This window comes from Sporosarcina sp. Y838 (genome assembly GCF_056786515.1).
In genome coordinates this window covers 19,813-32,497 of record NZ_JBXCJD010000026.1, presented here as the reverse complement: position 1 = coordinate 32,497, position 12,685 = coordinate 19,813, and the positions used below count along the sequence as shown (strand labels likewise).

At 42.2% G+C, this 12,685-nt stretch carries 12 protein-coding genes; 6 read left to right on the top strand and 6 right to left on the bottom strand.

Features of this window, described 5'->3' with window-relative positions; genetic code table 11:
• The first annotated feature begins 306 nt into the window (after positions 1-306).
• Positions 307-1,263 carry a M15 family metallopeptidase gene (locus AC1TO4_RS18375; protein ID WP_482106478.1) on the top strand — a complete coding sequence of 319 codons (957 nt, stop codon included), beginning with the start codon at positions 307-309 and terminating at the stop codon, positions 1,261-1,263.
• A 68-nt stretch (positions 1,264-1,331) separates the two neighbouring features.
• Here the strand turns inward: AC1TO4_RS18375 and cls are convergent, their stop codons facing one another.
• The gene (cls, locus tag AC1TO4_RS18370; RefSeq protein ID WP_482106477.1) at positions 1,332-2,783 is read right to left on the bottom strand and encodes a cardiolipin synthase; all 1,452 of its coding nucleotides are present in this window, start codon (positions 2,781-2,783) and stop codon (positions 1,332-1,334) included.
• A 235-nt stretch (positions 2,784-3,018) separates the two neighbouring features.
• Between cls and AC1TO4_RS18365 the strand changes: the two genes are divergently transcribed.
• A complete protein-coding gene (locus tag AC1TO4_RS18365; protein WP_482106480.1) occupies positions 3,019-4,344 on the top strand; it encodes an L-cystine transporter in 1,326 nt (441 codons plus the stop codon).
• Between the two features lie 107 nt (positions 4,345-4,451).
• Here AC1TO4_RS18365 and AC1TO4_RS18360 read toward each other — a convergent pair whose 3' ends face one another.
• The 4 genes from AC1TO4_RS18360 to AC1TO4_RS18345 all read right to left on the bottom strand — a co-directional run bounded on the left by AC1TO4_RS18360 (position 4,452) and on the right by AC1TO4_RS18345 (position 8,906).
• Positions 4,452-5,627 (bottom strand): MFS transporter, encoded by a 1,176-nt coding sequence (locus AC1TO4_RS18360; RefSeq protein WP_482106476.1) that lies wholly within the window; start codon positions 5,625-5,627, stop codon positions 4,452-4,454.
• A 235-nt stretch (positions 5,628-5,862) separates the two neighbouring features.
• Complete coding sequence (locus tag AC1TO4_RS18355; RefSeq protein WP_482106475.1) at positions 5,863-8,265, bottom strand: heavy metal translocating P-type ATPase; 2,403 nt, start codon at positions 8,263-8,265, stop codon at positions 5,863-5,865.
• 79 nt (positions 8,266-8,344) lie between these two features.
• A complete protein-coding gene (copZ, locus tag AC1TO4_RS18350) occupies positions 8,345-8,557 on the bottom strand; it encodes a copper chaperone CopZ (RefSeq protein ID WP_482106474.1) in 213 nt (70 codons plus the stop codon).
• 13 nt (positions 8,558-8,570) lie between these two features.
• Entirely contained in the window at positions 8,571-8,906 is a 336-nt protein-coding gene (locus tag AC1TO4_RS18345) for a metal-sensitive transcriptional regulator (RefSeq protein ID WP_482106473.1), read from the bottom strand.
• Between the two features lie 247 nt (positions 8,907-9,153).
• Here AC1TO4_RS18345 and AC1TO4_RS18340 point away from each other — a divergent pair, with 247 nt between their 5' ends.
• Positions 9,154-9,294 carry an Lmo0850 family protein gene (locus AC1TO4_RS18340; protein ID WP_482101763.1) on the top strand — a complete coding sequence of 47 codons (141 nt, stop codon included), beginning with the start codon at positions 9,154-9,156 and terminating at the stop codon, positions 9,292-9,294.
• A 60-nt stretch (positions 9,295-9,354) separates the two neighbouring features.
• Here AC1TO4_RS18340 and AC1TO4_RS18335 read toward each other — a convergent pair whose 3' ends face one another.
• A complete protein-coding gene (locus tag AC1TO4_RS18335; RefSeq protein WP_482101762.1) occupies positions 9,355-10,551 on the bottom strand; it encodes an FtsW/RodA/SpoVE family cell cycle protein in 1,197 nt (398 codons plus the stop codon).
• A 322-nt stretch (positions 10,552-10,873) separates the two neighbouring features.
• Here AC1TO4_RS18335 and AC1TO4_RS18330 point away from each other — a divergent pair, with 322 nt between their 5' ends.
• The 3 genes from AC1TO4_RS18330 to AC1TO4_RS18320 all read left to right on the top strand — a co-directional run bounded on the left by AC1TO4_RS18330 (position 10,874) and on the right by AC1TO4_RS18320 (position 12,674).
• The gene (locus AC1TO4_RS18330; RefSeq protein WP_482106472.1) at positions 10,874-11,206 is read left to right on the top strand and encodes a DMT family transporter; all 333 of its coding nucleotides are present in this window, start codon (positions 10,874-10,876) and stop codon (positions 11,204-11,206) included.
• A complete protein-coding gene (locus AC1TO4_RS18325) occupies positions 11,206-11,520 on the top strand; it encodes a DMT family transporter (RefSeq protein ID WP_482106471.1) in 315 nt (104 codons plus the stop codon). Before AC1TO4_RS18330 ends, AC1TO4_RS18325 begins: the two co-directional genes overlap by 1 nt.
• An 83-nt stretch (positions 11,521-11,603) precedes the next feature.
• Positions 11,604-12,674: a D-alanine--D-alanine ligase gene (locus tag AC1TO4_RS18320; RefSeq protein WP_482106470.1), complete on the top strand. Its 1,071-nt coding sequence runs from the start codon at positions 11,604-11,606 to the stop codon at positions 12,672-12,674.
• Positions 12,675-12,685: the final 11 nt, after the last annotated feature.

The following is a 12,685-nucleotide window of genomic DNA, read 5'->3' as shown; positions in this document are numbered from 1 at the left end:
TTTCACAACCATCAACTTAAACTCATCGCTATATTTAGCCATAATAAAACACCCCAAAGGTTAGATTTTGACTCTAACTTTTGGGGTGCACAACATTTCCGGTGTGCGTCTTTTTATTAGGGCTACATCCAAAAGGCATATTTCTTCTTAGTCATCAGTACGATGAAAATGGAGGATGCTGAATAGACGACCATTTCATGTGCTGCCACGAGTTGTTAACTTAGTAGAATGAAATGATAGTTTACGCTGACTGCAAAGAAAAATGATGATAGAATATAGATATATATTGAGAAGGTAGGCTCGACAATGGGACGGAAAAACAATAAATATAATAAAGAAAATAATAAACGTGGTAAAGCTTTGACGTTCACGCTACTTATTTCTGGAATCCTTGTGACTGGCATGGTGACTTGGGTTGGGTTGAATAACTGGGATGTAGAGAAAAGTGTACAAAAAGTCAAGGAAGTCATTGGTCTTCCGAGTTCGACGTTGAATGAAACTGTAGCTCCTGAAACGGAACCGAATGAACTGAACGATCCCGTGGAGAATGGCGACGATAAGTCAGAAGTGCCTGAAGTAGCTGATCCGGATGCAGAGGGAAAAACGAATCAAAAACCAGTGAAGCCAACTACTCCACCATCCATATCCTCTGGAAACGACAATACAGATGCTGGCACTACAGAAAAACCGGCACTCTTGATTGACAAGGGTGGATATATTGCAGGGCAGGTACTTCCAAAAGAACCGAAATACGTTAAAAACATTTTGATAGCCAACAAAAAGTATCCGTTGCCGAAAGATTATGCGGAGGGTGAGAGTAAAGAAGCGCGCACAGCCTTTGAAAAGATGGCGGCAGAAGCAAAACTATCACAGTACATTTTGACGGCTTTCAGCACGTATCGTTCGTATGATTATCAGACTGTCCTTTACGAGCGATATGTTGCGCGTGACGGTAAGAGTGCAGCCGATACATACAGTGCGCGCCCAGGTTATTCCGAACACCAAACAGGACTCGCATTCGACATTGGTGAAGTGAATTTTGAACAGCATTTTGCATCATCATCATTTGGAGAAACAGGTGCGGGTAAATGGGTGGCAAAAAATGCGCATCGATTCGGTTTCATTATGCGATACCCTGAAGGAAAAGAACTTGTCACGGGTTATATGCATGAATCGTGGCACTACCGCTATGTTGGAACAGAAATTGCAACTGACATCTACAATAGGAAAATCACATTGGAAGAATATCTTGGTATACAGTAAAGTAAACTTACTCTGCATTCTTCAAAAAGGGACGTACCGAATTATCGGTACGTCCCTTTCATTCTAATTTATAGTATTGGCGATAATAAACGAGAGACAGATTCTTTTACCTTAATCATACGTGAACGTTCCAAATACATGTCATATGTCAATTCAGTTGATAATTGCATATCCTGTTCAAACAGCTCGGCTAATTCATGTGACTTTTGTCGATCATAAATGAATGCATTGACTTCAAAGTTCAATTTAAAGCTGCGTACATCGATATTGGCAGTTCCGACAGTCGAAAGTTCATCGTCTACGACAATCTGTTTTGCATGCAGGAAACCGTTCTCGTAAATATAAACACGAGCACCTGCTTTTAATAGCTTTCCAACATTCGAGTAGGTGGCCCAGTAAACAAACATGTGATCAGGTTTATTTGGAATCATTATTCGTACATCGATTCCAGAAAGACAAGCGATGCGTAGAGCATCCAAAAAGCTGATATCGGGAATGAAATAAGGTGTTTGGATATAGATATACTTTTTCGCAATGAATATCATTTTTAGATAACCGTCTTTAATTTGTTCCCACTCGGAATCAGGCCCGCTAGAAACGATTTGCATACCGACTGAACCTTTTCTTGGGATTGCCGGGAAAAAGTGTTCCGCATATTCAATATCATTTTTTTCGGATGCTTGGTTCCAGTCCAATATAAATCTTGTCTGAAGAGGATGGACCGCGCTACCCTCAATTCTAAGATGTGTATCACGCCAATAGCCGAACTTCTTGTTGTGACCCAAGTATTCATCACCGACATTGAATCCACCGACATATCCGATGCGTCCGTCAATAACAACTATTTTTCGATGATTCCGGAAATTCATCCGAGGGTTGATGAGTGGCATCGTAGCTGGGAAGAATGCTTCAACATCCCCACCGCTATCTATCAGTTCTTGCAAATGCCTTTTGCGAAGTCCCCTTGAACCGATATCATCAAATAACACCCGCACTCTAACTCCTTGTTTTGCCTTCCGAATCAAAACGTTTAATATCCTAGTTCCAAGGGTATCGAGTTTAAAAATGTAATATTGAAAATGGATGTGATCTTTGGCTTGTTCAAGGTCATGAATAAGTGCGTCAAATTTAGCTGCCCCATCGTTAAAGACTTGAACGTCATTGTCTTGGGTCAACACAGCGTGGTTATTTCTTAGGTGAAGGTAAATCATATCTTGGTAATGTGCAGTGTCGTCAAGTCTAAATTCGAGGGTGTTTTCTTCGATTGCTTCAATTTGATAATCAATTAATTGATCGATTCCGATCTTACTCCGACCTTCCCAGCGAAATAGATGTTTGTCCCTGAGCCGCCTGCCGAGTAAAAGGTAGATGAAGAAACCAAAGAATGGTATGAAAAATATGACAAGGAGCCATGCCCAAGTTGAGGTAGGATCTCTTCTTTCTAGAAAAATAAGAGCAATCGCAAGAAATATATTCAAGATAAAAACTGCTATCACTGAAATGCTGATAAGTTGACTCATTAGCTACCTCCTTCAGAAATGATGCCTATTTTATTAGTATAACGGATAACTAAGGAAAATGAAGATAATAGTGACAATTGCAACAATAAAACCTACTTGACTGGTTGGTATTAAAAGTATAGAGTGTAATTTGTACTTTGTGCCATTATTAATAATAGGAGGAATAGACGTGGATATATTATTGCTGATTTTGAATATCGTCGGCTTGCTATTGCTAGTCGGTATACTATATAGTATGCATCGCAAAAAGATTTCGTTTTCAAAACGTGTTTTTACTGCACTCGGGCTCGGGATTGTATACGGACTTATTTTAAATTTTGCTTACGGGACAGAATCGTCCATACTGCAAGAGTCAATGCCGTGGTTCAACTTGTTAGGAACAGGTTACGTCAAGTTGCTCCAGATGATTGTTATGCCACTTGTTTTCATATCAATACTTGGGGCATTCACGAAGATAACAATCGGTAAAAACTTCGGGAAAATGGCCGGATTAATATTAGGGCTTCTCGTTGGTACAACGGCGATTGCCGCAGTCATCGGGATTGCTGCGACAGTTCTATTTGGACTTGATGCATCTGAAATTGTGCAAGGGGATGCTGAAGTTGCTCGCGGCGTTGAGATTGAAGAACGTTCCGTTGATGTTGCAGATCGCGCATTGCCAGATCAGATAATCGACTTATTTCCGGCGAATCCGTTCCTTGATATGACGGGTGCACGACCAACATCAACAATTGGGGTTGTCATTTTTGCTGCATTTCTCGGATTTGCATATTTGACGCTAACGAGAAGAGACGAGAAAAATGCGGCTACCGTTAAAAAAGGAATCGATGCTATTTATTCTTTAATCATGGGCGTAGTAAAAATAGTATTGCGGTTGACGCCTTATGGGATTTTAGCGATTATTGCGCGCACTGTCGCAATGTCTGACTTTGCTGCCATCTTTAGTCTAGGTAAATTTGTACTCGCGTCATATGTTGCAATTATTGTCATGTTTGGTATTCACTTAATTATTATTGCGTTATGTGGTTTGAATCCAATCACATACTTGAAAAAAGTAGCGGAAGCATTGATTTTTGCATTCTCATCACGGTCGAGTGCAGGAGCACTTCCACTTAATATCGATACGCAGACCAAACGTCTTGGTGTGCCTGATGGAATTGCTAACTTTGCAGGGTCGTTTGGTTTGTCAATCGGCCAAAATGGATGTGCAGGAATCTATCCGGCGATGCTTGCGGTTATGATTGCACCGTCTGTTGGACAAAATCCACTTGAGCCGACATTCCTTATTACATTGATCGCGATCGTGGCAATCAGTTCATTTGGAGTTGCCGGTGTGGGTGGGGGAGCGACATTTGCAGCCATTCTAGTTTTATCGGCACTTAACTTGCCAGTCGTACTAGCAGGACTCTTGATTTCGGTAGAGCCGCTAATCGATATGGGCCGTACAGCATTGAACGTCAACGGTTCCATGATGGCTGGGGTTACAACTGCGCGGGTTACAGGTGAACTGGATAAAGATTTGTACAATGCGCCACTTAAAAAGCAAACTGTTGAAGTGTAAATTGTTGTACCATAAAAAATACCGCAGAAGATGTTAACATCTTCTGCGGTAATAATAAAGGCAACCTCTCATTAACTTAGAGAGGTTGCCTTTATTATTTTTGCTAATTACTCAGTCGCTGTATCCAAGTTCCGCAACGATTTAGCAGACTTTCTATAAGCAAAGATTAACGCAATAGAAAGGAGAGCAAGAACTGCAGAGATGTAATACATATTGCCGGCTTCTTGTGTGAAAATCCATGTGAATAAGAGCGGACCGATAATGCGTCCCATATTATCCATGGAATACGTCATTCCGGCGGCGGTTCCATATTTACCACCTGATTCTTTTGTTGTTAGTGAAACGAGTACTGTCCGTGCAAGTGCGTTCCCAGCAGTGAAAACGCTGAGTGCAAAGCCTGCCCAGAAGAGACTGGATGAGAATGGGATTAGGAAAAGTCCGACTGCAGTAACAATCTGCGCTCCGATAATCCATTTCGTTTCTGTGCCGTTTTTCACCCGTCGGACGACCCCGCCTTGAATTGCCGCATCGACAAATCCACTAGCCATAAATAAGTAACCAAGCTGTAGCGGAGTGATTTCAATTTTCGAGATTTGGAACAATTGGAACGTTGATTCAAGTCCCGCTAGAAGGAACGTTATCATGAAGGAGAACAGGAACAAATAGCGGATTCGGTATTGCCAAAGTGTTGCCGCTCCTTTTGGGAGGATTGCGCGTTTATTGGCCACACCACGCCGTTCAGGCTCTTTTAAAATAACTCCCGCATAAACCATAAGAAGTACTGTTAATAAACCGGACGCTAGAAACGGTAATTGAAGGCTGACATTACCAAGTACACCGCCAATTGCAGGGCCGAATATAAAACCGAGACCAATTGACATGCCAAGTAGACCCATGTATTTGTTGCGGTTTTCTTCATCTGTCATATCTGCTACGAACCCTGTTACGGCAGTGTAAAGTGCCCCAGAGAATATTCCACCGACAACACGCGAAGCATATAGCAACGGCAAGTTCTCTAGGAATAGCGCGAACAAGAAGAAGCTAAGACTAAAACCCATAAGGCCTATCAAAATTAGTTTTTTTCTACCTGTACGATCTGAGAAAACACCCCAAAGCGGTGCAGTGAAAAATGAGGCGAGTGCGTAAATGGTCAGCAGTCCGCCGACATGCACTTCGGAATAACCTTGCTGCAAGATGACTTCGGGAAGAATCGGGATAATGATTCCAAACCCGAGGTAAACAAAGAATTGCACGGACATAAGAAGAAGAATCGCTTTTTTCATGATTAAACCTACTTTCTCTCAAATCACTACTTTCATTTTACCCGTCATGCCCTAAACGTACAATGGATAAGTCTATTTCAGTTGTTGTAATGCAAAACACGTTGATTGAATGTGATTTCAAATGGTGAGTTTCCAACAATAGTATCAAAGTGTCCAATGAACATCCAGAACTGTCCAACGATGCAAATACAAAAAGGACACCGCTGAGAAAAATCCACGGCGTCCAACAAATAATTTAATCCCTTAATTTAACTCGTTGTAAACGGAGTGCATTCAGCACAACTGAAACCGAGCTAAATGCCATTGCAGCGCCTGCAACCCATGGAGCCAGAAGCCCTGCCGCTGCAATGGGAATCCCGACTGAGTTATAGGCAAGGGCCCAAAATAAGTTCTGTTTAATGTTGCGTACGGTTAACCGGCTCATTTTGATTGTATCAGCGACGCGCAATAAATCGCCGTGCATCAGCGTAATGTCCGCGGCTTCCATCGCAACTGCCGTTCCTGTTCCCATTGCCATTCCAATATCTGCGACGGCTAGTGCAGGTGCATCGTTAATGCCATCCCCGACCATTGCGACTCGCTTTCCTTTTTCCTGTAATTCGGCGATGACCTGCGCCTTGCGTTCAGGAAGAACACCGGCAACGACGTGATTGATACCTGCTATCTTCGCGATGGCTTGTGCAGTGCGTTCTTGGTCTCCTGTCAGCATAATGACGTCAAGTCCGAGCGCATGAAGTTCTGCGACTGCTTCTTTCGAGGTTTCTTTCAACGTGTCTGCAACCGCAAGTGTCGCCACGTGCGCACCGGAGACTGCCATATACATGACGGTTTTGCCGTCGTTTTCAAGTTTTTCTGCATCTGAAATAGTAGTGTCCAGAGAGATTTCATTGTCAGCGAGCAATTTCCGTGTTCCCATGAAAACTGTAGAACCGCCTATAACGCTCTTAATCCCATGTCCCGGAATAGCCTCGAAGTGTTCTACTGCTGGCAACGAACTACCTAAATTCAATCCGAAAACTGTAATAGCTTTTGCAACTGGGTGTTCGGAATCACTTTCTGCTGCTGCCGCAATTGCAATGAGACGATTTCGATTCGTTTCATCTGCAACAATGAAATCAGTCACTTCAGGAGCGCCTTTTGTAATTGTACCGGTTTTATCCAAAACGATGGTGTCAATCGTTTTCGTGTTTTCCATTGCTTCTGCCGTTTTGAATAAAACCCCTTGTTCCGCGGCGCGACCCGAGCCAGCCATAATCGACGTCGGTGTTGCGAGTCCAAGTGCACATGGACAAGCAATAACGAGAACAGCAATCATGCTAACAAGAGCTTGTGCAAAGTCACCTGGAGCGACTGCGAAATACCAGACGAGAAACGTTAAGACGGCAATTCCCACGACAACAGGTACGAATACACCTGAAATTTGATCAGCTAGCCGCTGAATAGGCGCTTTAGAACCTTGTGCTTCCTCTACAACACGAATGATGTTTGAAAGGACCGTATCTTTGCCAATACTTTTCGCGCGAACACGCAAAACACCATTCGCATTTACGGTGGCAGCATAGGTTGTGTCGCCCTCTATTTTATCAACAGGTAAACTTTCACCCGTAAGCATTGATTCATCCACGGCTGACAAACCGGAAATGACTACTGCATCGACCGGGATTGAAGCACCTGGACGGATGACAAGAATATCACCTACATTGACTGCGGAAATGGGTATTTCTTCAGTTACACCTTCACGTTCCACAATTGCCATCGTCGGTTGTAAGCCCATTAATTTCTTAATCGCATCAGACGAATGCCCCTTCGCGCGAGCTTCGAATACTTTTCCGAGAAGAATTAATGTTATTAACACAGCACTTGTTTCAAAATAAAGGCCATGTGGGAAACCGCTCAGAACCAGATAGATTGAATAGAAGTATGCTGCGGACGTTCCAAGTGCAACAAGCACATCCATATTGGCACTTTTATTGCGCAGTGAGAAGTATGCACCCCTGTAAAAGGTCCAGCCAATCCAAAACTGTACTGGTGTCGCAAGCGCCCATTGTACATAAGGGTTCATTAAAAGTGCGGGTACATACATCCAAGACGTAAAGGTAAAGTGAGAGAACATTGTCCATAGAAGAGGGAAGGAGAGTGCAGCCGCGATGTAAAATAATCGTGTCATCTTCCGGATTTCCACATGACGGTGATCTTCTTGACCTTCCGGAATGTCACCTTTTCGTTCTGCACTGTAACCCATGTTCTTTATTTTGTTAATAATGTCTTCAGAATTTAAATTGGATGGGTCGTATTTTACTTTCCCAGTTTCAAGTGCGAGATTGACGTTTGCTGAGAAAACACCATCCATGCGCGCCAATCCTTTTTCAATACGGTTGGAACAAGCGGCACACGTCATTCCGGAAATTTGGAAATCGACCTCTTCTTTAACGACGTCATAACCGAGTGAACGAATTTTTTCTTGAATGGAATGCATGTCGACTTTATCGTCATCGAAAGACACGGCTGCTTTTTCTGTCGCGAAGTTAACGTTGGCATAGGTTACACCATCCATCCGTTGCAATCCTTTTTCTACCCGGTTGGAGCAGGCGACGCAGGTCATCCCTGTAATTGTGATGTCGGTTTTCTTTTCAGTCATTAGAATAAAACCTCCTCACTTACCCGCGGGGGGTATAATTCAGTTATAAAAGAACTGCGGTAGACCGCAGTTTGTTTTCTTATTGCTCGACGTCGTAACCTTGGTCCTCTATCGTGTTGGTAATTTCTTTTACATTGACCATGTCGTCTTGAAAAGCAATTTCGACACTGCCTGATTCGAGATTCACTTTCACTTTTTCTACACCGGAAAGTTTGCTAACGCTATCTTCTACCGATTTTACGCAATGGCCGCAAGTCATTCCTGTAATGTTTAAAGTTGTTGTTGTCGTCATAATTAATGCCTCCTCACTTTTTTATTAATTTCATCATTGTAACTAACAATTCATCAAGAACTTCATCGTCGCCTTCAGTGAGCCGGTCTTTAACACAACCTTTTAGATGACCATCGAGCAGTACTTTAGCCACGCTATTAAGAGCGGACTGGGTTGCGGATAGTTGTGTAATGATGTCATCGCAGTACACATCTTTTTCAATCATGCCTTTAATGCCTCTAATTTGTCCCTCGATCCGATTCAGTCGATGAACCATATTTGTTTTCACACTATCAGGATGGTGGCTTTTCCTGCAAGATTGTATCGCGGACTCTTCTGAGAATTCATCCAGAATTACGTCTATTGTCATTTTATCGCCCCCTTATTGTTAATTTAAGTGTAATGTACCCTCAGGGGGTATGTCAATAAAAACCCCTTTTTATTTTCTGTATGAATTATTTACAAAAAATCCACACTGTAACAGAAATGAAAGATTAAAAAGTGGACAATGGTGGTATGATTGTAGTATGAGCGAAATAGAACAACTTGTAACGATGAAAAGAAACTTTCTTCATGCGTTTTCGTCTATTACTAATAGAAAGGTCGGGGTGGAAAAGATGGCTAAAGAAGTTGATTTGAAATCAATTATCTCCAACTTGGCGAAGTTGGGTGTTTCGGCAACGATGACGAAATCTCGTCTGGAAATGCTGAAGGCCCTCGCGCCACCTGCACAAGGCCCGCAAGTTCAGTCGCAATAATGGAAATGATAGTATCCGTTTTATAAGAAAAACTCCACCGGAATTTCAGTGGAGTTTTTCTTATTCATCGTCGTCTGAACTAAACATATACGTCCTGTGGTGGAACTTCATGCTGAATACCAATCCAATTGCGAGCATATTACCCATAAGTGAACTACCACCGTAACTGATAAAGGGAAGTGGAATGCCTGTAATCGGAAGAAGTTGTATCGTCATTCCAATATTTTCAAAGACGTGGAAAGTAATCATCGCAATGATACCTGCACATATATAGGTACTGAAGGGATCTTTTAATTCAAGCGTAATTTTAGTCAAATGATAAATCAAGAAGAAATACAGACAAATGACGAGACTCGCACCAACAAATCCCCAATCTTCACTAATCGTTGTAAAGATGAAATCGGTATGGCTTTCCGCGACATATACTTCACGACCTTTATAGCCTTTCCCGAAAATTTCACCTGAGCCAATTGCATTGAGTGACGTAATTAAATGCCGTCCTTCATTAGATGAATACGAATAGGGATCGATCCAAGAATAAATTCGTTCAAACTGGTAAGAGGAAAAACCTAGTTTGTTTTGAAGGAAGTCCTGAGCGTAAAGAGCCATCCAAAGCAATGTTGCACCTATTGTTGCAGTCCCTGCAAAAACAGGTAAAATAATTCGCCATGAAATGCCGGAAACGATGACGAACACTGCTGTTATTGCGATAAAGACAAGTCCTGTTCCAAGATCAGTCTGCATCATGATGAAAAGCAAAGGTAAGATTAATACGGCAATTATTTTACCGAGTAAATAAAAATCGGTTTTTAAAGTCTTGTTCATAAATTTTTCATGATGTTTTGTAATCATGTGTGCCATCCCAATGATGAAGAATGTTTTCATGAACTCAGCGGGCTGAATACTCCCGACTCCAGGAATGTGGAACCAACTTTTGGCTCCATTCCTTGGTTCGACCAATTTCATGCCATCAGGAAGGATAAAGAGCATAGCTAATAAAAATACACCGCCCCCATAAATAATCCAGGCAGCTTTTTTATATTGGTCTGGTTCCAAAAACATAGTGATTGCAATAATGATACAACCGATAACGTACCATTGAATTTGTGAAGCTACGAAGCTAATGGGCATAGAGTTCATGTCCTTATATTGGCCTGTTGTTTGTGCTGAAGCTATCGCGAATAGGCTGACGAGGAAAAATAGCAAAAGGATAAATGCGAGAGTCCAGTCAAAACGATCTGCGGGTTTGTTGTTCATTTTCATCTATAGTCACCTTGGTTTCACTAAAATGGAGTTGCATTCTTGAAGAAAAATAAAACGAAAATAGAGGCAGGTTAGTATGATAGTCATTCAATCCTCATTAAAAAGAGTTTATTGGACTGTTTAATAATGTTAAATCTATTCACCTAAACTTCTATAAAATAATAGCACCTTTAGTATAACGTAATATGAGTACAGATGCATATCCTCATATTGGACGCATTTGTGTCCGCGAAGTTGCCCCAGTTAAGGCATGCATGTTAGACTTGTGGGAAATTTAAGGGTTATTCTGCCCTTCGCATAGAAAGGGATCATAAATATGGCGTGGATTTATTTACTGATTGCGGGTATGACCGAAGTTGTTTGGGCGATTGGTTTAAAAGAGGCACGTGGGTTCACCGTCCTTTTGCCTTCGGTAGTTACACTAATCTTCATAGTAGTTAGCTTTTTTCTCTTTGCAAAAGCGATGGAAACAATTCCGATTGGAACTGCATATGCTATATTCACAGGAATAGGGGCAATCGGAACAGCAATCGTAGGGATTATTGTATTTAATGAAGGAGCAGGCGTCGGAAAAATATTTTTTCTAGTGCTTCTGCTTGTTGGTATCGTTGGTCTCAAATTGGCAGATGGTCAGGAGGAGACGCAATAATGTCTTGGTTCATCCTCATTATAGCGGGACTCTTCGAAGTTGCATTCGTGATTACGATGAAATTATCGAAAGGATTTCGCGATAAGAAGTATAGTATCCTTACAGTATTATCAGCTGCCGTCAGTTTCTTTTTATTATCAGTTGCCTTGAAAGAATTGCCGGTTGGAACAGGGTACGCAGTTTGGGCAGGTATTGGTGCGGCGGGGAGTGTATTGATGGGCATGGTTTTCTTTCGGGAAAAGCGAAGCGCATTAAAGTTCCTATTTTTGTCCTTTATCATCATAGGTGTTGCAGGACTTAAGTCGTTTAGCTGAATAACTTACATATATTAATTATGACAGGGAGCCGTTCGTGGTAAACTAGAATAACGAAAACTACTAGAATGCGAGGGGAAACCATGAAGAAGAAGTTAGGTTTGGTTTATGGAGGGAAGTCGGCTGAGCACGAGGTGTCTTTGTCAACTGCCCGTGCAGTGACGCAGGCAGTTGATTTTGGAAAGTACGAAGTGGTACCGATTTATATTACGTACGACGGCGAATGGAGAAAAGGTGAATCACTGGAAAGTCCTGTAGGGTCGATTGAAGAGCTACGGCTAAAAGGGGATGACGGCAGTAAACCGGATAGTATCCATGACTTCCTTAACGGTGGAACGGGTGCGCCAGATGTCATCTTCCCACTTCTTCATGGAACGAATGGTGAAGATGGAACGGTTCAAGGGCTTTTTGAAGTGATGAACGTTCCTTACGTAGGTAACGGTGTCCTTGCATCGTCCGCAGGAATGGATAAAGTTGTTATGAAACAATTATTCGCACAAGCGGGATTGAAACAAGTGGCTTATGTGCATTTTATCCGTACTGGATGGGTCAAAGAACAACAACAACTAGTAGATAGAATGGAAGCGGAGCTCGGCTGGCCAATGTTTGTAAAACCTGCAAATCTGGGTTCTAGTGTCGGTATCAGCATGGCAACGGATCGGGAGAGTTTAATAACAGCGGTGGACCTTGCTTTGAAATTTGATCGTAAAGTTATCGTTGAACAAGCTGCAACAGCACGTGAAATTGAAATGAGTGTCATGGGTAACGATGAACCGCAATGTTCGGTATCCGGAGAAATCAAACCTGTCGCTGCATTTTACGATTATGAAGCGAAATATACAGATGGTAATACAACACTTGCCATACCTGCAGAAGTAACCGAGGACGTAATAAAGACAATGGAAGACATGGCAGTTCGTGCATTTAAAGTGCTCGACTGTTCGGGGCTTGTACGCGCTGACTTCTTTGTCACGGCAGACAATGAAGTATTGATCAATGAAGTCAATACGATGCCAGGTTTCACGCCGACGAGTATGTTCCCGCTTTTGTGGCAGAAAACAGGTGTCACATATCCGGAATTAATCGATAAGCTTATTGAACTTGCGCTTGAAAGGCACACTGAAAAACAAAAATTACAATATACGATGGATTGAGTGTGATTAGA

Bases quoted from the DNA above. Each gene is read 5' to 3' on its own strand.
- AC1TO4_RS18375 (WP_482106478.1), top strand. From the start codon at position 307: ATGGGACGGAAAAACAATAAATATAATAAAGAAAATAATAAACGTGGT.
- cls (WP_482106477.1), bottom strand. From the start codon at position 2,783: ATGAGTCAACTTATCAGCATTTCAGTGATAGCAGTTTTTATCTTGAAT.
- AC1TO4_RS18365 (WP_482106480.1), top strand. From the start codon at position 3,019: ATGCATCGCAAAAAGATTTCGTTTTCAAAACGTGTTTTTACTGCACTC.
- AC1TO4_RS18360 (WP_482106476.1), bottom strand. From the start codon at position 5,627: ATGAAAAAAGCGATTCTTCTTCTTATGTCCGTGCAATTCTTTGTTTAC.
- AC1TO4_RS18355 (WP_482106475.1), bottom strand. From the start codon at position 8,265: ATGACTGAAAAGAAAACCGACATCACAATTACAGGGATGACCTGCGTC.
- copZ (WP_482106474.1), bottom strand. From the start codon at position 8,557: ATGACGACAACAACAACTTTAAACATTACAGGAATGACTTGCGGCCAT.
- AC1TO4_RS18345 (WP_482106473.1), bottom strand. From the start codon at position 8,906: ATGACAATAGACGTAATTCTGGATGAATTCTCAGAAGAGTCCGCGATA.
- AC1TO4_RS18340 (WP_482101763.1), top strand. From the start codon at position 9,154: ATGGCTAAAGAAGTTGATTTGAAATCAATTATCTCCAACTTGGCGAAG.
- AC1TO4_RS18335 (WP_482101762.1), bottom strand. From the start codon at position 10,551: ATGAACAACAAACCCGCAGATCGTTTTGACTGGACTCTCGCATTTATC.
- AC1TO4_RS18330 (WP_482106472.1), top strand. From the start codon at position 10,874: ATGGCGTGGATTTATTTACTGATTGCGGGTATGACCGAAGTTGTTTGG.
- AC1TO4_RS18325 (WP_482106471.1), top strand. From the start codon at position 11,206: ATGTCTTGGTTCATCCTCATTATAGCGGGACTCTTCGAAGTTGCATTC.
- AC1TO4_RS18320 (WP_482106470.1), top strand. From the start codon at position 11,604: ATGAAGAAGAAGTTAGGTTTGGTTTATGGAGGGAAGTCGGCTGAGCAC.